We start from the raw sequence: 20347 nt of genomic DNA, 5'->3' as shown, positions 1-20347 counted from the left end.
CATTCACTGACTCAATCCATCATCCCAAAGCTGAAGTGATTCAGACCTAAATCCACCGCCGCCTTTTGTTGCTTTTTTTGCATCTATATAATCAACAGAGTCTTGATGTTGTTTTGCCGATATAAATCTAAAAAATTTAGAGAAAGTCATAATTATTCTCCTAATATTTATTAGCTTCAAAGATAAGTTGCATAAGTACTTTATAATATTAATCTAAATTTGTAATGCCCAATAAATTGGTCAAAATATAGTGTGTCCATTTTTTTGGATATGAGAAGTGGCCTGTTGGCTTGCGTATGTTTCTCTTTTGTTCACTTTTGTGCTGTCAAGTGAACCTGTCTGAGGATAGGGTTCACGTATGAAAGAAACGATTCGCATCATTGGTATTGATCCGGGGCTTCGTCGTACCGGCTGGGGCGTTGTCGAATCGCTTGGCAATTCCCTGCATTTTATCGGCTCCGGCACCGTGACGTCGAATGCCGAGCTGGATCTCGCTTCACGGCTTTGTCAGCTTCATGAAGGGCTGTCCAAAGTCCTGCATGACTTTGTCCCGCATGAAGCGGCGGTTGAGCACACATTCGTCAATAAGGATGCAACTGCCACGCTTAAGCTCGGGCAGGCACGCGGTATTGCACTTCTGGCCCCTGCGCAGGCGGGACTGCCGGTGGCAGAATATGCGCCCAATGCCGTCAAGAAGGCGGTCATTGGCGTTGGCCATGGCGAAAAGCAGCAAATCCATATGATGGTGAAAGTTCTGATGCCGCGCGCAACGTTCGATACGAGTGACGCTGCCGATGCGCTTGCCATTGCCATTTGCCATGCGCATCATCGTCAGAGCATTGTCAGCGCTCGCAGAATGCAGGCGCTTTTGAGTTAACGCGCATCTTATTGCGAAGACCGTTCTACATTTTTCGCGATGCGCTTATAGCGGGGTAGGTATTCAATGATCGGCAAGCTCAAGGGTGTGATCGATGAAATTGCAGATGATCATGCGGTTATCGACGTGCATGGCGTTGGCTATGTCGCTTTTTGTTCGGCGCGCACGCTTGGTAATCTTGGCGGGGTAGGGGAAGCTGCGGTTCTCTTGATCGAGACTTATGTACGTGAGGACATGATCCGCCTTTATGGTTTCGGGTCGCAGCTTGAGCGCGAATGGTTCCGTCTGTTGCAGAATGTGCAGGGCGTGGGTGCGAAGGTGGCGCTTGCTGTGCTTGGAACACTGACCCCTTCCGAACTTGCCAATGCGATTGCTTTGAGAGACATTGCCATGGTTTCGCGTGCGCCGGGCGTTGGCAAAAAAGTAGCCGAGCGGATTGTCACCGAGCTGAAGAACAAAGCACCGGCCTTTGCAGGGGAAGCCAGCGGAACAATCGGTCTCAAACAGGAACTTGGCTCAGGTGTTGCCTCGGCGCCGGTCAGCGATGCTGTCTCGGCGCTATCCAATCTCGGTTATTCCCGTGATCAGGCGGCCAATGCTGTGGCTGCGGCGCTAAAAGAAGCCGGTCAGGATGCCGATTCGGCCAAACTTATTCGCCTCGGTCTGAAGGAGTTGTCGCGGTGAGCTACTTGTGTGCGCTGAATGTTCATGCGAGAGGGATGGCATGAGCGACCGCAATCCCCTTATCGATGCTGATCTGCGCGGCGAAGATGCCGATACAACTTTGCGCCCGCAAACGCTGGATGATTTTGTGGGGCAGGCGCAAGCGCGCGCCAATCTCAAAGTCTTTATTGAAGCCGCCAAAGTGCGCGGCGAAGCACTCGATCACGTGCTTTTCGTCGGTCCTCCGGGACTGGGAAAAACCACGCTCGCGCAGATTATGGCCAAAGAACTGGGCGTCAATTTCCGCTCGACCTCTGGTCCGGTGATTGCCAAGGCTGGTGATCTCGCAGCGCTTCTGACCAATCTCGAAGATCGTGATGTGCTGTTTATCGACGAAATTCACCGTCTCAGCCCGGCTGTTGAAGAAATTCTCTATCCGGCAATGGAAGATTTTCAGCTTGATCTCATTATTGGTGAAGGTCCGGCAGCGCGTTCGGTGAAGATCGATCTTGCGAAATTCACGCTGGTTGCAGCGACAACGCGTCTGGGGCTTTTGACGACGCCTTTGCGCGATCGCTTTGGTATTCCTGTCAGGCTGAATTTCTATACGGTTGAAGAACTCGAATATATTGTGCGGCGCGGTGCGCGCATCATGCAGATGGGTATTTCGCCCGATGGCGCGCTGGAAGTGGCACGCCGTTCGCGCGGCACACCGCGTATTGCGGGCCGTTTGTTGCGGCGTGTTCGTGATTTCGCGCTGGTTGCCGGTGCCGATGTCATTGATCGCAAGATCGCCGATGAAGCGCTTTCGCGGCTTGAGGTCGATAATCGCGGGTTTGATCAGCTGGATCGGCGCTATCTTGATATGATCGCGCGAAATTTTGGCGGCGGACCAGTCGGGATCGAAACCATTGCGGCCGGACTATCCGAACCGCGCGATGCCATTGAAGATATTATCGAACCCTATATGATTCAGCAGGGCTTTTTGCAGCGCACGCCGCGCGGGCGTGTTCTCACGGCGCTTGCCTGGCAGCATATGGGACTTGCTGCCCCTGCGGAAGTGGCACAGCAGTCGCAGTTTGGCCTTTTCATGGAAGACGAATGACGCACACAATCGATCAGGCAGCAGCACAATCAGTTTCAGGCGCATTAAAGGATGGGGTGCATCATCTCTATGCGCGTATCTATTATGCGGATACGGATTTTTCCGGCTTTGTGTATCATGGCCGCTATCTCGAATTTTACGAGCGCGGCCGCACTGATTTTCTGCGTCTTCAGGATGTGCATCACATCGAACTTGCTGAAGGCGCCTTGGGTGAAGAAATGGTCTGGGTCGTTCGTCGCATGGAGATCGATTACAAATCGCCTGCAAAGATGGACGATCTCATTCTGATTGAAACCCGTGTGCATGAAATCCGCGGCGCGCGTGTGATCATGGCGCAGAAGATTACCTGTGGCGACCGTCTGCTTTCGGAAGCAAAAGTTGAAGCGGTGATGATTACCAAGCAGGGTCATCCGCGTCGCATACCGGATGAATGGCGTGAGGCTTTCACAAAAGCGGGCTGATATTTTCAGCCGATCTGCAATAATTAACGGGCCTATATCGCCTCTTATTAAATGCTAACTGATCTTTAACCATAATGGCCGATTAATCATGATGACGGAATCGGTTGAGAGGTTGGATCGTATGTAACGCCTTCCTTTCACCAAAATTAACCATGACAAGCGCTGTGAGGATTTTAATTTGAAGTCCGTTTATGGTGGTTGGGGCGTTCGGTAGCGGGCGTTTTAAGAAGAATTTGTGATGCCGCCCGGTTCTGACGCCGGGCGTTTGGATTCGAGGACGGTAGATCGATGGAAAATATTGCGCTTGCGGCCCCAGCCGCCGATATTACCCTCTGGGGCCTGTTTATGCATGCGGGCTGGGTGGTCAAGCTGGTTATGCTTGGTCTCATTCTCGCTTCGGTCTGGACGTGGGCGATCATCGTGGACAAGATCGTGTCCTATGGCCGCGCACGTCGCGCCATCGATCGCTTTGAACAGGCTTTCTGGTCGGGGCAATCGCTTGAGGAGCTTTATCGCACTCTTAATGAGCGCCGCACCACGGGAATGGCGTCGATCTTTATTGCTGCCATGCGCGAATGGAAGAAATCGTTCGAAAAAGGCGCGCGCTCGCCGATAGCGCTTCAAATGCGTATCGACAAGGCAATGGATGTGGCGCTTGCCCGCGAAGGTGAAAAACTTGAATCGCGTCTCGGCTTTCTGGCTACGACCGGTTCAGCCGCGCCGTTTGTGGGGCTGTTCGGTACTGTTGTCGGTATTATGACGTCGTTTCAGGCGATTGCGGCCTCGAAAAATACCAGCCTCGCGGTTGTTGCTCCCGGTATTGCGGAAGCGCTGCTTGCAACGGCCATTGGTTTGCTCGCAGCTATCCCTGCGGTTATTGCCTATAACAAGCTCTCGGGTGATGCAGGCAAAATCAACGGACGCCTTGAAGGTTTTGCAGACGAGTTCTCCGCCATACTGTCGCGCCAAATTGATGAGAAGCTGACGCCACGCAACTAAGCGTGTTCCAGCATCAAAGCTAAATCGAGCCTTCGGGAATATTGAAATGGGCATGTCAGTTGGAAATCAGGGAATGCAATCGGGTGGTCGCCGCAGGCGTGGCCGCAAGAAGGCATTAATGAGCGAGATCAACGTTACGCCATTCGTGGACGTGATGCTGGTGCTGCTTATCATTTTCATGGTCTCCGCACCGCTTCTGACGGTTGGTGTGCCGATTGATCTGCCCGATACGCAGGCCAAGGCCATGAATGCCGATACGCAGCCAATCACTGTTTCGGTCAACAACGAAGGTCGGATCTTTATTCAGGAAACTGAAATTCCGATTGATGAAGTGGTTCCCAAGCTTCAGGCGATTGCCAAAACCGGGTATGAAGAGCGCATTTTTGTGCGCGGTGACAAGGCTGCCGATTATGGCACTGTCATGAAGGTTATGGCTCGTATCTCCGCCGCCGGTTTCAAGAATATCGGCCTTGTGACACTCCAGGAGCAGGATAGCTGACGGCATCATGAAGGCTGGCCTGATATCTTCTGTTGCACTCCATGCCGTTGCGCTTGCGCTGGTTGTGGTTTCGTTTTCCTCGCCGAAGCCTTTCGACGTGCAGGATTCGGAATCATTTCCGGTCGACATCGTGCCGATCGAATCGATCACGCAAATCCAGCAGGGCGATAAAACTGCGCCCATGAAGGAAAAGTCGGCGCCCGTTCCGACCAAAAAGCCGAACATCGTACCGGATGCCCAGAATGTCGGTGACAATGAAGTCGATCTTCAGACGCCGCCGAAACCAGACAACAAGGCCAAGCCAATTGAAGCGGCTGAGGAACCAAAGGCACAGCCGGAGCCGGTGAAAAAGCCGGAGCCGAAGCCTGATCCCAAGCCCGAACCAACGCCGCAGGAAAAGCCGACACCGGTTCCCGCAACGGAAGTGCAAACCAAGCCTGAAGCAAAACAGGACGTGAAGCCTGATCCGGTCGCAGAAGCGATCGAAAAACAGGCGGAAGCTCCTGACCAGACGGCACCGAAATTGCCGGATAATGTGCCGGCGCCACAGGCAAAGCCAAAACCGCCGCAGGCGCAGACGGCAAAAACGCCGGATCGCAAGCCCGTGGAAGAAAAGAAGCCGACGCAGTCGGCCTCGCAGACGTCGCAATCGAAAAATGATGCGATTGCTGATGAAGTGGCAGCGCTTCTCAACAAGCAGAAGACATCAGGCGGCGGTGCAAAGCGTTCGACCGATCAGGCATCGCTTGGCGGCAAGAAGAATACGGGTGGCTCAAAATTGAGCCAGAATGAAATGGATGCGCTTCGTGGTGCCATTTCCAAGTGCTGGAATGTGCCTGCCGGTGTGGCAGACGCGCCAGGACTGATTGTCACGGTGAAGATGCATCTCAATCAGGATGGTTCTATTCAGGGTGTTCCTGAAGTGACATCTGGTGGTGGCGCTGACGGTGTTGGTCGTGCAGCAGCGGAAAGTGCGAAACGCGCTGTGGCCCGTTGTGCACCTTATAACCTGCCAGCAGACAAATATGATTCATGGTCGGAAGTGATCGTCAACTTCGACCCGAGTGAAATGTTCTGATCAGCCTTGCTGGTCACTCCTATCGATTGCCTTAACGAGGCCAAAGGACAAAAGAGGTCCCTAAAGACATGAAAATCGGCATCATGAACAAAAAGATCCGGATCGTTTTTTCGGCTTTCGCCTGTATGATTGCTGCGAGCCTGGTGGCCACCATGCCTGCGCGTGCGGTGGTGGAAATCAACATCAACAAGGGTGTGGTTGAGCCATTGCCAATTGCGGTCACCGATTTTCTTTCGGGTGATCAACTGGGTGCGAATATCACGTCGGTCATTGCAGCCGATCTTGAACGTTCGGGCCTTTTTGCGCCGATCAACAAGGGGGCTTTCATTGAAAAGATATCCAACCCTGATGCATCGCCGCGTTTTGAAGACTGGAAAGTGATCAATGCGCAGGCACTGGTGACAGGTCGTATCACCAAGCAGCCCGATGGACGGCTCAAGGCTGAATTCCGCCTTTGGGATACGTTTGGCGGTCAGCAGCTGATCGGTCAGCAGTTCTTCACAACGCCCGATAACTGGCGTCGTGTTGCGCATATTATTGCAGATGCGATTTATGAGCGCCTGACGGGTGAAAAGGGTTATTTCGATACACGCATTGTTTTTGTGGATGAATCGGGCCCTGCGCAGAAGCGCGTGAAGCGTCTGGCGATTATGGATCAGGACGGCGCGAATGTGCGCTATCTCTCTGACGGTCGTGACATGGCGCTGACGCCACGCTTCTCGCCGAACCGTCAGGAAGTGACATATATGTCGTTTGCCGGTGGTCAGCCGCGCGTTTATCTGTTGCAGCTGGAAACCGGTCAGCGCGAACTGGTTGGCAACTTCCCCGGCATGTCGATTGCACCACGCTTTTCGCCGGACGGACAGAAGGTTGTCATGAGCCTTTTGCAGGACGATGGCAGCGCCAATATTTATACGATGGATCTGCGTAACCGCACGACAACACGTCTGACCAGCAGTCAGGCAATTGATACGAGTGCTTCTTATTCGCCCGATGGTTCGCAGATCGTGTTTTCGTCGGACCGTGGCGGTCGTCCGCAGCTCTATGTCATGGGTGCTGACGGTTCCAATCCACGCCGCATTTCGGCAGGGGATGGCAGCTATTCGACGCCTGTCTGGTCTCCGCGCGGTGATCTGATCGCTTTCACGAAGCAGTCGCAGGGTCAGTTCTCCATTGGTGTCATGAAAACCGACGGTACGGGTGAGCGCCTTCTGACTTCCGGCTTCCATAATGAGGGCCCGACCTGGGCTCCCAATGGCCGCGTGCTGATGTTCTTCCGCAAGGCCGCTGGTGCTGGTGGTCCCAAGCTTTTCACGATTGATCTGACAGGCCGTAATGAACGTCAGATCCAGACTCCGAACTTCGGTTCAGATCCAGCCTGGTCGCCATTGCTTGAGTAATTGCCTTCATGGTGAGCCTAAGGGCGTGAAACGTTGAGCATTTCCAGTTTTGATTGAAAGATTGGAAATGCTCTATCTGTTTGTTTCATGCTTTTTTCGGTAAAATGCCATAATTCAGGCCGTTGGGTCGTGTTTCTGCCGCATTTAGCCATCATGGCCTAAAAAGAGAATTGCAACTGAAAAGCCGTTCTGCATTTGGCCATAAGGAATTGTTAACCATACTTCTTGAGCCTGCCTTAACCTAAATATGATTATTGGTTGGTCACGCAGGAACATCAAATCTTAAGGAGCTCCGGCCCATGCGCCGTTTCCAGTCGATCGCACGTAGCCCTATCGCTATTGCCCTTTTCATGTCGCTCGCCGTTGTCGGTTGTGCGTCCAAGAAGAACCTTCCGAACAATGCCGGAGATCTTGGTCTTGCTGGTGGTGCAGCAGCGCCTGGCTCTTCTCAGGATTTCACTGTGAACGTCGGTGACCGCATTCTTTTTGACCTCGACTCGTCGCTGATCCGTGCAGACGCACAGCAGACTCTGTCGAAGCAGGCTCAGTGGTTGCAGCGTTATCCGCAGTATTCGGTCACGATTGAAGGCCATGCGGACGAGCGCGGCACACGCGAATACAATCTTGCACTCGGCCAGCGCCGTGCTGCTGCAACCCGCGATTTCCTTGCGGCTCGTGGCGTTCCAACCAGCCGTATGCGTACCGTTTCCTACGGCAACGAACGTCCCGTGGCTGTTTGCGACAACAACTCTTGCTGGTCGCAGAACCGCCGTGCGGTTACCGTTCTCAACGGTGCCGGTAGCTAAGTTTCAGAAAATCGCCTGAACCTAATCCAGAAAAAGCGGCCTTTGGGCTGCTTTTTTTGTTTCAGGGACCGACTTATTGGCATCTTCGACAAATTTTGGCCGAACTCACCTGTGTGATAGGGAAAGCATCTTTGCTTTTTATGGATTTTCTCTAAAAGCGAAAGAGAGCCGCGCGAAGTTGGGTGTTCAGTTGATATTCAGGCATCAAATATCACGATGAGCATGAACATGATGACCGCGGTCGAAAGGTTTTAGGGTACATGAGCAATAGGGGCGAAAGGGAATGAGGAAACCAATGAGAAAAGTGACACTGGCATTTGCCATGCTGCCGCTTTTGGCGGGTGCTCCAGTTCTGGCTGCATCTGTTTCTTCTGAGCAGGGAACCATCCAGATTGCGCAGGCGGGCGATCTCGGCGGTGGCCAGTTTTCGCAGCAGATATGCAATCTTGCGCATCAGAATGCGCAGTCATACGCCCGCATCCTGCAACTTCGCGATAAGATGCTTCAGGTTCAGCGTGATAATGAAACCCGTTTCCGGGCACTTGAAAAAGGCAAGGGCGGCGCACAGAATCATGTTGTCATTGGTTCGACAGCCATTCTCGATGACGCCATGCGTGATAGCGGTGGCACAGGCGGGCAGGGTGGCTACCAGAGCCCCGGCTTGCAGCAGGAACTCATTCGCAACCTGACCGGCAAGGTTGAGGATGTGGATGCGCAGATTCGTTTTACCGACGAGTTGCTGCAAAAAACGCAGGACGACAATCTCTTCCGATTTGAAGAGTTGGAAAAGAAAAATGGTGGCACAGCTTCCACCCAGTCAAGTGCTGGTCAGAGTGCACCATTGGCAGCACCACCTCCGGGCGGGGATCTTTGTTCGCAGGGCATGGGTAATCCGGTTGATATTGCGGATAAGCTTGGTAACCGCGCGGAAGCCATGAATTTTCAGGTTCTGGAATTTCAGGACCAGATGCAGAAAATGCAGGAAGAAAATGAACGCCGGTTCCAGAAGCTCGAAGGTGGGCGCGCTGATGCAGGCAAGGAGGCAGGTGAAACGTCACTTGCCGACGCAACAGCCACCGGAACCCCTGATAACGGGGGTTCGGGAACCACAATGCAGGGCGGGAATCTCGGTTCTTCTTCACAGACGGCGGCCAATAATGCATCGGGCGCCGATTCCATGGCTATTGGTTCAGGCGCTGCCTCACAAGGCGGGCCGCAACGTGGGGAGCCGCCAAAAACGCTTGGCTCCATCGAGTTTGATAACAATGGCAATGTAATCGGCGAAACGATCAATGTTCAGCCGCGTCCGGCGGAACAGGGTGCAGCCGTGCCGGGAGGCGATGCGGTGGCGTCTCTGCCGACGGATGATAATCCGAATTCGCTTTATCAGGCTGCCTATCAATATCTTATGTCGGGCGATTACAAAGCGGCTGAAGCAGGTTTTCGCGAACATATTAAACGCTATCCAGCCGATCCGGCCACTGCCGAAGCGCGTTACTGGTTGGGTGAATCGCTTTACGGCCAATCACGTTACCCTGAAGCTGCGACTGTTTTCATCGATACGCAACGCGATTATCCAGAGTCCAAACGTGCCCCGGAAAACATGTTCAAGCTTGGTATGACGCTTGAAAAGATGGACAATAACGATGTCGCCTGCGCGACATTCAAGCAAATTCCCGAGCGTTATCCGAGCGCCGCACCTGCCATTTTGAAGCGGGTTACGGATGAACGTAAACGGATTAAATGCTGATTTTGGAGATCATTCGTGGGGCTTTCCCCGGTCGATATTTTAAAACCTTTCGAATTAGAGCATGCAAAAGGAATTGTCGCTGCTGTTTCAGGTGGCAGTGATTCACTGGCATTGCTGTTTTTGCTGAAAGACTATCTCGTGACGCTCAAGTCCCCGCCGTCGATCACTGTTGTCACCATTGATCATGGTTTGCGGGCCGAATCGGCCAAAGAAGCGGCTGATGTCGGGAAGCTTTGCAAAGCGCATGGGCTTTCTCATCGCACGCTGACATGGGACGACGCCAAGCCGAAGACAGGCATTGCCGCAGCCGCACGTTCTGCCCGATATCGCCTGCTGGTTCAGGCAGCACATGAGGCTGGTGCAGATGTTATTGCCACTGGCCACACAAGCGACGATCAGATCGAAACATTTCTGATGCGCAAAGAGCGCAGCTCGCATTCAGAAGCGCGTGGACTTGCGGCCATGGCATCGCGTTCGAGGCTCGAAAATTCGGTTGAGCTTATCCGGCCATTGCTTCATCTGTCGCGTGCTGTCTTACGCGATATGCTTTGTCAGCGGGGTGTTGTCTGGATTGATGATCCAAGCAATGTCAATACGCGTTATGAACGTCCGCGGGTGCGCGCAACCACAGCAGCATTGGCTGACCCGGCCATGGTTCTCGAAAAAATCGCTGTGGCGCGCGCTGCGCGTCAGCGTGACAACGCAATTCTGATTGCTGCTCTGGCAAATGCGCATTGTCTTCAAATGGACCCGTTTGGCACGATTGGGGTCGATGCGGATGTCTATGCTGCATTGCCAGAAAATATCCGGCGGCTTTTATCGGGGCTGCTTGCTTCGCTTGCCGGAGGGCGCCGCTTTTTGCCCGGTGATGCCGAGCGCTCGCGCATTGAAAAGCTTCTGTCAGGTCATGAGAAAGTGGACCGCTTGACAATTTTTGGCGCGCTTATCGAACTTGGCAAAAACGGCCAGCCGCACTGCTTTCGACGTGAGCGGCGCAATCTTCCCGTTATGCGTCTTGATCCGGGGCAGCAGATCATCTGGGATGGTCGGTTCCGTTTCCACAATGATGGAACAGCTTCCTTGAAGGTGGCGGCACCGGATCGGCAGGAGCTTGGCGATTTCGTCAAAGGTGCGGGATTGGAAGTTGATTCTGCGCTGCGCGAAGCCTTGCTTGTTTTGCCTGCGATTTATGAAGACGGCAAACTTTCGCAGCTTCCAATACTCGACGGGCAGAAATTGCCTGCGGGAATCAGCATCGAAAAGCACTTCGCGCTCTTTGATCACGTTCTTCCTGGCTATGATTTTGCGCTGGCAAAAGCCTTTGAGCAGCGTTTTGGACGACAATGTCCTAATTTTTATAAACCAGTTTGATAAGAATCGAAGACTGTGCGGCTCTCGCGCCTTGGCAAGGCCTTCCTTCGATCCTATGTTAGAACGAAACATCATCCCGTTCTCGCGGGGTGGCCGTGGTATCGATTGGACCCGTTATGAATCCGAACTATCGCAACTTCGCCCTTTGGGCGATCATTGCTCTGCTCTTGATCGCGCTGTTCAACCTGTTCCAGAGTCCTGGCCAGCGCACGAATTCCCGTGAAGTTTCCTATTCCCAGTTTATCGATGACGTTTCCAATGGGCGCGTGAAGTCGGTTACGATCACTGGTGAGCGGATTAGCGGTACGTTTGCTGATAATGGCTCGACCTTTCAGACCTATTCACCCGGCGATACTGGGCTGGTTTCGCGCCTTGAAGATAAAGGCGTGACGATTACTGCTCGCCCTGAAAGCGATGGTTCCAGCTCGCTTTTAGGCATTTTGCTTTCCTGGTTGCCGATGATTCTTATTCTTGGCGTGTGGATTTTCTTCATGCGTCAGATGCAGGGTGGTTCGCGCGGTGCGATGGGCTTTGGCAAGTCCAAGGCCAAGCTTTTGACCGAAGCGCATGGTCGCGTGACGTTTCAGGACGTTGCGGGCGTTGAAGAAGCCAAGCAGGATCTGGAAGAAATTGTTGAATTCCTGCGCGATCCGCAGAAATTTCAGCGTCTGGGTGGTAAGATTCCACGTGGTGTTCTGCTCGTTGGTCCTCCCGGAACCGGTAAGACTTTGCTCGCGCGCTCTGTTGCAGGCGAAGCCAATGTGCCGTTCTTCACGATTTCCGGTTCTGACTTCGTTGAAATGTTCGTCGGTGTTGGTGCAAGCCGCGTCCGTGACATGTTCGAACAGGCCAAGAAGAATGCGCCTTGCATTATCTTCATCGACGAAATCGATGCTGTCGGTCGTCATCGTGGCGCCGGTCTTGGTGGCGGTAACGACGAACGCGAACAGACACTTAACCAGCTTCTGGTTGAGATGGATGGTTTTGAAGCCAATGAATCGATCATTCTGATTGCTGCAACCAACCGTCCTGACGTTCTTGACCCAGCATTGTTGCGTCCGGGCCGTTTTGACCGTCAGGTCGTCGTTCCGAACCCTGATATTGTGGGCCGCGAGCAGATTCTCAAAGTGCATGTGCGCAATGTTCCGCTTGCACCCAATGTTGATCTCAAGGTTATCGCACGCGGTACGCCGGGCTTTTCCGGTGCTGATCTTGCCAATCTCGTCAACGAATCTGCCCTGATGGCCGCACGCCGTAACAAGCGCCTTGTGACCATGCAGGAATTCGAAGACGCCAAGGACAAGATCATGATGGGTGCGGAACGCCGCTCCGCCATGACGCAGGAAGAAAAGGCCAATACGGCCTATCATGAAGCAGGGCATGCGATCGTTGCGCTCAATGTTCCGAGTTCGGATCCTGTTCACAAGGCAACCATTATTCCGCGCGGGCGTGCGCTGGGTATGGTGATGCAGCTTCCTGAAGGTGATCGTTATTCAGCGACCTATACATGGATGATCTCGCGTCTGGCGATCATGATGGGTGGGCGTGTGGCGGAAGAGCTGAAATTCGGCAAGGAAAACATTACGTCTGGTGCTTCTTCCGATATTCAGCAGGCGACGAAACTTGCTCGTTCGATGGTCACGCAGTGGGGTTATTCCGACAAGCTTGGCCGTGTGGCTTATGGTGACAATCAGGAAGAGGTTTTCCTCGGCCATTCGGTTTCGCGCACGCAGAATATTTCGGAAGAAACCGCGCAGATCATCGACGCCGAAGTGCGCCGCCTGATTGATGAGGCCTATGCCGATGCCACCCGCATCCTGACGGAAAAGCGTGCGGACTGGATTGCACTGGCGGAAGGTCTTCTGGAATATGAAACGCTCAGCGGCGATGAAATCAGGGAACTGATCGCAGGCAACAAGCCATCGCGTGATCAGGGCAATGATACGCCGTCGCGCGGTTCAGGTGTTCCGAAAGCGGGAAGCAAGCGTAAGCGCAAGGGTGATGAACCGGGCAGTGAGCCTGGCATGGAACCGAACCCGCAGCCGCAATAAGCATCTGTAATGATTATGAATAGCCGGGCAGTCTGCCCGGCTTTTCTGCTTTCACAGCCAGTTTTGTCGGAAAGGCTCGGTTAAGGATTTCGGCGCATCATAGGACAGATTTGGAAATTGATGCTTTAAAGTGGTCTGTTTCCCCGAAAGGTGAAATTGCAATGACGGGTGGTTTTGCGCTAATAACGCAGACAATCGATTGCCGGGCTCAGGAAAGTTCGGATGCCATTGCTGCCTTAGGAATTAACAGCGACTGATATTTGTTTGCTTCGAGACAGCTCTATGGCGCAACGCAAGGCTAAGAATATGACACGCAAGTATTTTGGAACCGACGGCATTCGCGGCAAGGCCAACAGCTTTCCGATGACGCCTGATATTGCCATGAAAGTTGGTATGGCTGTCGGTCATATCTTCCGTCGCAAGGGACAGGCCTCACGCGTTGTGATTGGCAAGGATACGCGGCGTTCCGGCTATATGCTGGAAAACGCACTGGTTGCGGGCTTCACCGCAGCCGGCATGGATGTTTTCCTGCTTGGTCCAATTCCAACGCCGGCCGTTGCTATGCTTTGCCGTTCTTTGCGTGCTGATATTGGTGTGATGATTTCGGCTTCGCATAATCCTTTCTATGATAATGGCATCAAGCTTTTCGGTCCTGATGGTTTCAAGCTGTCCGATGAAATCGAGCTGAAGATCGAAAGCCTGATCGACAGTGATTTGTCTGCGCATCTTGCGACCCATGGAGATGTGGGCAAGGCCAAGCGCGTTGATGGTGATATCTATCGCTATATCGAATTTGCGAAACGCACGCTGCCACGCAATATTTCGCTCAATGGTCTGCGGGTTGTGGTCGATTGTGCCAATGGCGCGGGCTATAAGGTTGCACCTGCAGCGCTATGGGAGCTTGGCGCGGAGGTCATTACCATCAATGACGAGCCAAACGGCATCAACATCAATGAGGATTGTGGCTCGACCCATCCGATTGGGTTGATGAAGAAAGTGCATGAAGTGCGCGCCGATGTTGGTATTGCACTGGATGGCGACGCTGATCGTGTTCTGCTTGTCGATGAAAACGGCACGGTGATTGATGGCGATCAGCTTTTGGCTGTGATTGCCGAATCATGGGCTCGGTCTGACCGTTTGCAAGGCGGCGGTATCGTTGCGACAATTATGTCGAATCTCGGCCTCGAACGCTTTTTGCATGATCATAACATGACGCTCGCCCGCACCAAGGTCGGTGATCGTTACGTGGTTGAGCATATGCGTGAGCATGGCTTTAATGTGGGTGGCGAACAGTCAGGGCATATTGTTCTGTCAGATTTTGCGACCACGGGTGATGGCTTGGTTTCTGCATTGCAGATCCTAGCCGTTGCACAGGAAGAGAATAAGCCGCTGAGCGAATTGTGCCGCAAGTTTGAGCCGGTTCCACAGCTTCTCAAGAATGTGCGTACCGCTGGCGGAAAGCCACTTGAGAACAAGAAGGTCAAGAGCGCGATTAATGAGGCGCAGGACCGTCTTGGTACGCAAGGCCGTCTGGTTATTCGCCCTTCGGGAACCGAGCCGCTTATCCGTGTTATGGCGGAAGGCGATGATCGTGTTCTCGTTGAGAAGGTCGTCAACGATATTATCAGCGTCATTTCTTCGGAAAGTGCCGCTGCCTGATCGGCATGCGAGATAAAGCATCAGAAAGCGCGGACATTCCGCGCTTTTTTATTGGCGGTAGCGGGCGGGGTTGTAATTTAGCAGGCTAATTAAATATGGTTAAGAAATAAGGTTAAGTTGTATTTAACTTTTCATCTTTAGTCTCGCTCTTGAAATTCAGTTGCGACGCGTTTGCGGCGTAACAGCTTGATGGGACGCATAGATGAACGGCTTTATTAAAATTTTCTGCGCAAGCCTTGCTGTGTCGTTGTCCATAATGGCCTTCGCTCCGGCAGCTGTTGCGGCAGATTTTACTGAAGAGGTTCCGGAAGTAATTGTTACCCCACCTGCGGTTGGTGGCTGGTATCTGCGCGGCGATATCGGGTATTCGTGGAACCGCTTTAAGCACGCCGATTACGCCACGTCCCCTTGCACCAGCAATTGTGGCAGTTCCGTATTTGAGAACAACACCATTTTGGGCGACCTCAAAGGCTCGTTCCTTATTGGTGGCGGTGTTGGCTATCAGGTGACGGATTATTTCCGCACGGATCTAACCCTCGACTATATGGCACGCTCTAAGTTTGCTGGCGAGCGTGACGAAAGCCACATGTCCGGCTTGTCGCTTCTGGCAAATGCCTATGTTGATCTGGGAAATTTTGCAGGCGTGACCCCTTATCTGGGCGCTGGCATCGGCGGCACGCGCGTGAAATGGGCGGATGTGGTCGATACGCAGAACAATGATGTCTATTCTGGTGATGCGAACTGGCGTTTCACCTATGCGCTGATGGCCGGCGCTTCGGTTGATCTCACACACAATCTCAAGCTTGATGCCGGATATCGATATCGTCATATCAACGGCGGAAAGATGTTTGAGGGCAACCCGACTATCGGCAACGGCTACGACAAGGGCATGAATGTGCACGATATACGCGTTGGCCTTCGCTATATGTTTGGCGGCTGATCATACAGAGCGCATTGATTGAACCAAAGACTCGGCAAGCCGGGTCTTTTTCTTTTTATGTCCTAAATTCCCATCCAAACCATACATAAGTTAGCAACTTAGCTATTTTTCGTTTTTAAAATTTCAAATTGCGCATAAAAGGCCGCATGAAATTCATGTTGTCTCAAAAATAAAAATTAGACTGTGCGCAGTCTGAAGGGAGAGAAATGAAAGCCCTCGTCGCTTTGTCAGATTTCGTCGGACGCTCCTTTGCTGTCTGGATACTCGTCTTTGCCGTGCTTGGCTTCCTGCTGCCATCGACGTTCAGCGTGTTTGCGCCATGGATCGTTGTGTTGCTTGGCATCATCATGTTTGGCATGGGTCTTACAATTTCGACCAAGGATTTTGCGGAAGTTGCAAAGCGGCCGTTTGAAGTGCTCATTGGTGTTGGGGCTCAATTCCTGATTATGCCGCTCCTTGCGGTTTTGTTGACCCGGATTATTCCGATGGGACCTGAGGTTGCTGCCGGTGTCATTCTTGTCGGCTGCTGTCCGGGTGGCACAGCCAGCAATGTTATGACCTATCTCAGCAAAGGAGATGTTGCGCTCAGTGTTGCCTGCACCAGTGTTACGACTTTGCTTGCTCCCCTCGTTACACCGTTTCTCGTGTGGTTCTTTGCCAGTCAGTATCTTCCGGTCGATGCGATGAGTATGTTTATCAGCATCCTCAAGGTTATTCTCGTACCGCTCGCGCTGGGCTTCATTCTGCAAAAGCTGATGCCTGGTCTTGTGAAGGCTGCGGTGCCGATGCTGCCACTGGTGTCGGTTATCGGTATCGTTTTGATTGTTGCAGCTGTGGTTGCCGTCAACAAAGCCGCAATCGCCCAGTCAGGTGCAATGATTTTCGCAGTTGTCGTGCTGCATAATGGTTTCGGTTTGCTGCTGGGATATTTCGCGGCCCGCGCAGCCGGTCTTTCGCTTGCCAAACGCAAGGCCATCAGTATTGAGGTTGGTATGCAGAACAGCGGTCTGGGTGCGGCGCTTGCGAATGCGCATTTCTCGCCTTTGGCGGCTGTTCCGAGTGCTGTTTTCAGTGTGTGGCACAATGTTTCCGGTGCGCTCGTTGCAAGTATTTATAGGCGCATGCAAGATAAGCCATCCAGCAAATAACTTTTGAACAGTTGAACCCGCTGCGGCTGCCGTGGCGGGTTTTGTAAAAATAACTGCCACACCATATTGTGAAAATTTTGCTTTCCGGTATTTTCATCAGCGGGCCACGCCTCCCCAACGAGGCGCGTGCTATCTGAGAGGATAGGAAACAAAATGACGACGATTGCGAAGCCGGCAGTTCGCCCGGCTAACCCTAATTTTTCTTCAGGTCCCTGTGCAAAACGTCCCGGCTGGTCGCTTCAAGCGCTTGCCGATGCGCCGCTTGGCCGCTCGCACCGCGCGAAAATCGGCAAGAACAAGCTCAAAGAAGCCATCGACCTTACCCGTGAAATTCTTGGCGTTCCAGCTGATTACCGCATAGGCATTGTTCCTGCATCGGATACAGGTGCGATGGAAATGGTGCTGTGGTCGATGCTTGGTGAGCGCGGCGTTGATATGGTCGCATGGGAAAGCTTCGGCGCTGGCTGGGTTACAGACGTGGTCAAGCAGCTCAAGCTTGAAGACACCCGCACCTTTGTTGCACCCTATGGTGAGATTGTCGATTTTGCTGAAGTCGATTTCGACCGCGACGTGGTTTTCACATGGAATGGCACCACTTCGGGTGTGCGTGTGCCGAATGCCGATTTCATTCCGGCCAACCGCAAGGGTCTGAGCATTTGCGATGCGACCTCGGCTGCTTTTGCGCAGCGCCTTGATTTTGCAAAGCTTGATGTGGTGACATTCTCCTGGCAGAAAGTGCTGGGCGGTGAAGGCGCGCATGGTATGCTCATTCTTTCCCCACGCGCTGTTGAGCGTCTGGAGAGCTATAAGCCAGCATGGCCGTTGCCAAAGATCTTCCGCATGACGTCCGGCGGTAAGCTGATCGAAGGCATTTTCGTTGGCGAAACCATCAACACCCCTTCGATGCTCTGCGTTGAAGATTATCTCGATGCACTGAGCTGGGCGCGGTCCATCGGTGGACTTGATGGTGTTGTCGAACGTGCGGATGCAAATTTTGCCGTGCTCAATGCCTTCGTTGAGAGAACGCCCTGGATTGCCAATCTGGCCAAAAAGCCAGAAACGCGCTCCAACACATCGATATGTCTGACAATTGTTGATCCGGAAGTAAGCGCACTTTCGGCGGATGCACAGGCAGCTTTTGCCAAGGGCATCGTCTCGTCTCTCGAAAAGGAAGGCGTTGCTTTCGATATCGGTTCTTATCGCGATGCGCCTTCTGGCCTTCGCATCTGGACGGGTGCGACGGTCGAGGCTTCTGATCTGGAAGCGCTGACGGCCTGGCTTGATTGGGCTTTTGCCACGCAGAAAGCTGTATTGAAAGCCGCTGCATAATCGCAAGCGATGCAGAGAGCTGTGGCCGGAGTTGGGACGGCCATAGCCCGCATCTTATTATCGTGCACATCCGAAATCCGAAGGAGGCCCTTATGGCACCTCGCGTACTCGTATCCGATAAATTGTCGCCGACTGCCGTTCAGATTTTCAAGGATCGCGGCGTTGAAGTTGATTACCTGCCAGAGCTTGGCAAAGACAAAGAAAAGCTGCTTGAAGTTATTGGTCAGTATGACGGCCTTGCCATTCGCTCTGCCACCAAGGCAACCGAAAAGCTGATTGCAGCAGCAAGCAAGCTCAAGGTCATTGGTCGCGCCGGTATTGGCGTGGACAATGTTGATATTCCAGCGGCCTCGCGCCGCGGTATTATTGTGATGAACACGCCTTTTGGCAATTCCATCACCACCGCCGAACATGCCATTGCATTGATGTTTGCAGTTGCGCGGCAGTTGCCAGAGGCAGACGTTTCCACCCGCGCTGGCAAGTGGGAAAAGAACCGCTTCATGGGCGTGGAAATTACTGGCAAAACGCTTGGTGTTGTGGGTTGCGGCAATATTGGCGCGGTTGTTGCTGCGCGCGCTATTGGTCTCAAGATGCATGTCGTTGCGTTCGATCCGTTTCTGTCGGAAGCACGGGCGCAGGAGCTTGGCGTCGAAAAGCTTGAGCTGGATGAACTTTTGGCACGCGCTGATTTCATCACGCTGCACACACCACTGACCGATAAAACGCGCGGCATCATCAATGCTGAGGCACTTGCGAAAACAAAGCCGGGCGTGCGCATTGTCAATTGTGCACGCGGCGGTCTGATCGTTGAAAAAGACTTAGTCGCAGCGCTGAAATCCGGTCATGTTGCCGGTGCCGGGATTGATGTCTTCGAAACCGAACCCGCCACAGAGAACGAATTGTTCAATCTGCCCAATGTGGTCTGCACACCGCATCTTGGTGCTTCCACGTCCGAAGCGCAGGAAAATGTGGCGATCCAGGTGGCCGAGCAGATGTCGGACTATCTGGTTAAAGGGGCAGTTTCCAACGCGATCAACATGCCTTCGATCACCGCAGAAGAAGCGCCGCGTCTTAGACCATTCATCAAGCTTGCAGAAGTTCTGGGGGCTTTTGTCGGTCAGGTGACGGACGAGCCTATTCAGGAAGTGGAAGTGCTTTTTGATGGCGCGACAGCCGCCATGAACACCCGTGCTCTGGTCAGTGCTGCTCTTGCTGGTCTGATCCGTCCGCAAGTGGCCGATGTGAATATGGTTTCGGCACCGATCATGGTGAAGGAACGCGGAATCATCGTTTCCGAGATCAAGCGCGACAAGTCCGGTATTTTTGACGGCTATATCAAGCTGACCGTGAAAACCACGGAACGTGAACGCTCGATTGCCGGCACCTGCTTTTCGGATGGCAAGGCCCGTTTCATCCAGATCAAGGGAATCAACCTTGATGCGGAAGTCGGTCCGCACATGCTTTATGTCACCAATGTCGACATTCCAGGCATGATCGGTCTGCTGGGAACGATCTGCGGCAAGCATAAAATCAACATCGCAAACTTCGCGCTCGGACGTGATCATCCAGGCGGCGATGCCATTGCGATGCTCTATGTCGATGACAAGATTCCACAGGCGGCACTTGACGAACTGATCGCTCAAGAGGCAATCAAGGCGGCAAGACCTTTGGAATTCAACATCGAGGAAGCTTGAGCGATATGGCAGACGGGATTGAACAGGCAGAATGGCGACGGATGCAGGCGCTGGATATTGCGGGTGTTACGTCTGTCGCCAACATTGTTCATCCCGATTTTTTCGAGGACGAGGCGGTCTTCCGGGACCGCTTCAAAATCTATCCGGCGGGTTGCTTTGTGCTGGTGCGTGGCGCTGAAATCCTCGGTTATGGCATCAGCCATCCATGGCAACTCGATTCGGTGCCTGCGCTGAATTCTGTTCTGGGCGAACTGCCCAAGGAAACCAGCACCTATTATATTCACGATATCGCCCTTTTGCCGGAGGTTCGCTCTGGTGGGCAGGCATCGCGTGTGGTCGACCTGATGGCCGCTCAGGCAGAGCGCGATGGTTTTGTTACCATGGCCTTAGTTGCAGTGAATGGTTCGCAGGGGTTCTGGGAGAAAAAAGGCTTTGTTACCCGCGACGTGCCAGCACTCGAAGAAAAGCTGAAAGGCTATTCGGATGAAGCGCTGTATATGGTCCGTGCAGGTTAGAG

General features: G+C 53.1%; 19 protein-coding genes. 18 read left to right on the top strand and 1 reads right to left on the bottom strand.

What is annotated here, in order from left to right:
• Positions 1–3 precede the first annotated feature (3 nt).
• Entirely contained in the window at positions 4–150 is a 147-nt protein-coding gene (locus tag ABE527_RS11135; protein ID WP_499696964.1) for a hypothetical protein, read from the bottom strand.
• Between the two features lie 208 nt (positions 151–358).
• Between ABE527_RS11135 and ruvC the strand changes: the two genes are divergently transcribed.
• The 18 genes from ruvC to ABE527_RS11045 all read left to right on the top strand — a co-directional run bounded on the left by ruvC (position 359) and on the right by ABE527_RS11045 (position 20345).
• Complete coding sequence (ruvC, locus tag ABE527_RS11130) at positions 359–877, top strand: crossover junction endodeoxyribonuclease RuvC (protein WP_265984804.1); 519 nt, start codon at positions 359–361, stop codon at positions 875–877.
• Positions 878–943: 66 nt separating this feature from the next.
• On the top strand, positions 944–1561 hold the full coding sequence (ruvA, locus tag ABE527_RS11125) for a Holliday junction branch migration protein RuvA (RefSeq protein WP_265984803.1): 618 nt from the start codon (positions 944–946) through the stop codon (positions 1559–1561).
• A gap of 40 nt (positions 1562–1601) precedes the next feature.
• Positions 1602–2645 carry a Holliday junction branch migration DNA helicase RuvB gene (ruvB, locus tag ABE527_RS11120; protein WP_265984802.1) on the top strand — a complete coding sequence of 348 codons (1044 nt, stop codon included), beginning with the start codon at positions 1602–1604 and terminating at the stop codon, positions 2643–2645.
• On the top strand, positions 2642–3106 hold the full coding sequence (gene ybgC / locus ABE527_RS11115; RefSeq protein ID WP_265984801.1) for a tol-pal system-associated acyl-CoA thioesterase: 465 nt from the start codon (positions 2642–2644) through the stop codon (positions 3104–3106). The genes ruvB and ybgC overlap by 4 nt, the downstream gene beginning before the upstream one ends.
• 288 nt (positions 3107–3394) lie before the next feature.
• Complete coding sequence (gene tolQ, locus ABE527_RS11110) at positions 3395–4105, top strand: protein TolQ (RefSeq protein ID WP_265984800.1); 711 nt, start codon at positions 3395–3397, stop codon at positions 4103–4105.
• 46 nt (positions 4106–4151) lie between these two features.
• A complete protein-coding gene (tolR, locus tag ABE527_RS11105) occupies positions 4152–4604 on the top strand; it encodes a protein TolR (RefSeq protein ID WP_187544039.1) in 453 nt (150 codons plus the stop codon).
• A 7-nt stretch (positions 4605–4611) separates the two neighbouring features.
• Positions 4612–5682 (top strand): cell envelope integrity protein TolA, encoded by a 1071-nt coding sequence (tolA, locus tag ABE527_RS11100; protein ID WP_499696963.1) that lies wholly within the window; start codon positions 4612–4614, stop codon positions 5680–5682.
• A gap of 68 nt (positions 5683–5750) precedes the next feature.
• Positions 5751–7082 carry a Tol-Pal system beta propeller repeat protein TolB gene (gene tolB / locus ABE527_RS11095; protein ID WP_265984798.1) on the top strand — a complete coding sequence of 444 codons (1332 nt, stop codon included), beginning with the start codon at positions 5751–5753 and terminating at the stop codon, positions 7080–7082.
• Between the two features lie 299 nt (positions 7083–7381).
• Positions 7382–7888: a peptidoglycan-associated lipoprotein Pal gene (pal, locus tag ABE527_RS11090; protein WP_265984797.1), complete on the top strand. Its 507-nt coding sequence runs from the start codon at positions 7382–7384 to the stop codon at positions 7886–7888.
• Between the two features lie 283 nt (positions 7889–8171).
• Entirely contained in the window at positions 8172–9638 is a 1467-nt protein-coding gene (ybgF, locus tag ABE527_RS11085; protein WP_499696962.1) for a tol-pal system protein YbgF, read from the top strand.
• 15 nt (positions 9639–9653) lie between these two features.
• Complete coding sequence (tilS, locus tag ABE527_RS11080; protein ID WP_499696961.1) at positions 9654–11009, top strand: tRNA lysidine(34) synthetase TilS; 1356 nt, start codon at positions 9654–9656, stop codon at positions 11007–11009.
• Positions 11010–11125: 116 nt separating this feature from the next.
• Positions 11126–13060, top strand: coding sequence for an ATP-dependent zinc metalloprotease FtsH (gene ftsH, locus ABE527_RS11075; protein ID WP_265984794.1), 1935 nt, complete (start codon positions 11126–11128; stop codon positions 13058–13060).
• A gap of 306 nt (positions 13061–13366) precedes the next feature.
• Entirely contained in the window at positions 13367–14719 is a 1353-nt protein-coding gene (gene glmM, locus ABE527_RS11070; RefSeq protein ID WP_396998108.1) for a phosphoglucosamine mutase, read from the top strand.
• A 202-nt stretch (positions 14720–14921) separates the two neighbouring features.
• Positions 14922–15659, top strand: a complete 738-nt coding sequence (locus ABE527_RS11065) for an outer membrane protein (protein ID WP_499696960.1) — start codon at positions 14922–14924, stop codon at positions 15657–15659.
• Between the two features lie 206 nt (positions 15660–15865).
• On the top strand, positions 15866–16807 hold the full coding sequence (locus ABE527_RS11060) for a bile acid:sodium symporter family protein (RefSeq protein WP_265984768.1): 942 nt from the start codon (positions 15866–15868) through the stop codon (positions 16805–16807).
• 153 nt (positions 16808–16960) lie between these two features.
• Positions 16961–18136 (top strand): phosphoserine transaminase, encoded by a 1176-nt coding sequence (locus tag ABE527_RS11055; protein WP_499696959.1) that lies wholly within the window; start codon positions 16961–16963, stop codon positions 18134–18136.
• Positions 18137–18228: 92 nt separating this feature from the next.
• Positions 18229–19830, top strand: coding sequence for a phosphoglycerate dehydrogenase (serA, locus tag ABE527_RS11050; protein ID WP_265984770.1), 1602 nt, complete (start codon positions 18229–18231; stop codon positions 19828–19830).
• A 5-nt stretch (positions 19831–19835) separates the two neighbouring features.
• Positions 19836–20345 carry a GNAT family N-acetyltransferase gene (locus ABE527_RS11045; protein WP_265984771.1) on the top strand — a complete coding sequence of 170 codons (510 nt, stop codon included), beginning with the start codon at positions 19836–19838 and terminating at the stop codon, positions 20343–20345.
• Positions 20346–20347: the final 2 nt, after the last annotated feature.

The organism is Brucella sp. TWI432, assembly GCF_039674445.1.
Taxonomy (GTDB): domain Bacteria; phylum Pseudomonadota; class Alphaproteobacteria; order Rhizobiales; family Rhizobiaceae; genus Brucella; species Brucella chromiisoli.
This window is presented reverse-complemented; position numbering and strand designations above follow the sequence as displayed.

What these genes read in the sequence shown, in the direction of transcription:
- ABE527_RS11135 (WP_499696964.1), bottom strand. Translation starts at nt 150, where the DNA reads ATGACTTTCTCTAAATTTTTTAGATTTATATCGGCAAAACAACATCAA.
- ruvC (WP_265984804.1), top strand. Translation starts at nt 359, where the DNA reads ATGAAAGAAACGATTCGCATCATTGGTATTGATCCGGGGCTTCGTCGT.
- ruvA (WP_265984803.1), top strand. Translation starts at nt 944, where the DNA reads ATGATCGGCAAGCTCAAGGGTGTGATCGATGAAATTGCAGATGATCAT.
- ruvB (WP_265984802.1), top strand. Translation starts at nt 1,602, where the DNA reads ATGAGCGACCGCAATCCCCTTATCGATGCTGATCTGCGCGGCGAAGAT.
- ybgC (WP_265984801.1), top strand. Translation starts at nt 2,642, where the DNA reads ATGACGCACACAATCGATCAGGCAGCAGCACAATCAGTTTCAGGCGCA.
- tolQ (WP_265984800.1), top strand. Translation starts at nt 3,395, where the DNA reads ATGGAAAATATTGCGCTTGCGGCCCCAGCCGCCGATATTACCCTCTGG.
- tolR (WP_187544039.1), top strand. Translation starts at nt 4,152, where the DNA reads ATGGGCATGTCAGTTGGAAATCAGGGAATGCAATCGGGTGGTCGCCGC.
- tolA (WP_499696963.1), top strand. Translation starts at nt 4,612, where the DNA reads ATGAAGGCTGGCCTGATATCTTCTGTTGCACTCCATGCCGTTGCGCTT.
- tolB (WP_265984798.1), top strand. Translation starts at nt 5,751, where the DNA reads ATGAAAATCGGCATCATGAACAAAAAGATCCGGATCGTTTTTTCGGCT.
- pal (WP_265984797.1), top strand. Translation starts at nt 7,382, where the DNA reads ATGCGCCGTTTCCAGTCGATCGCACGTAGCCCTATCGCTATTGCCCTT.
- ybgF (WP_499696962.1), top strand. Translation starts at nt 8,172, where the DNA reads ATGAGGAAACCAATGAGAAAAGTGACACTGGCATTTGCCATGCTGCCG.
- ftsH (WP_265984794.1), top strand. Translation starts at nt 11,126, where the DNA reads ATGAATCCGAACTATCGCAACTTCGCCCTTTGGGCGATCATTGCTCTG.
- glmM (WP_396998108.1), top strand. Translation starts at nt 13,367, where the DNA reads ATGACACGCAAGTATTTTGGAACCGACGGCATTCGCGGCAAGGCCAAC.
- ABE527_RS11065 (WP_499696960.1), top strand. Translation starts at nt 14,922, where the DNA reads ATGAACGGCTTTATTAAAATTTTCTGCGCAAGCCTTGCTGTGTCGTTG.
- ABE527_RS11060 (WP_265984768.1), top strand. Translation starts at nt 15,866, where the DNA reads ATGAAAGCCCTCGTCGCTTTGTCAGATTTCGTCGGACGCTCCTTTGCT.
- ABE527_RS11055 (WP_499696959.1), top strand. Translation starts at nt 16,961, where the DNA reads ATGACGACGATTGCGAAGCCGGCAGTTCGCCCGGCTAACCCTAATTTT.
- serA (WP_265984770.1), top strand. Translation starts at nt 18,229, where the DNA reads ATGGCACCTCGCGTACTCGTATCCGATAAATTGTCGCCGACTGCCGTT.
- ABE527_RS11045 (WP_265984771.1), top strand. Translation starts at nt 19,836, where the DNA reads ATGGCAGACGGGATTGAACAGGCAGAATGGCGACGGATGCAGGCGCTG.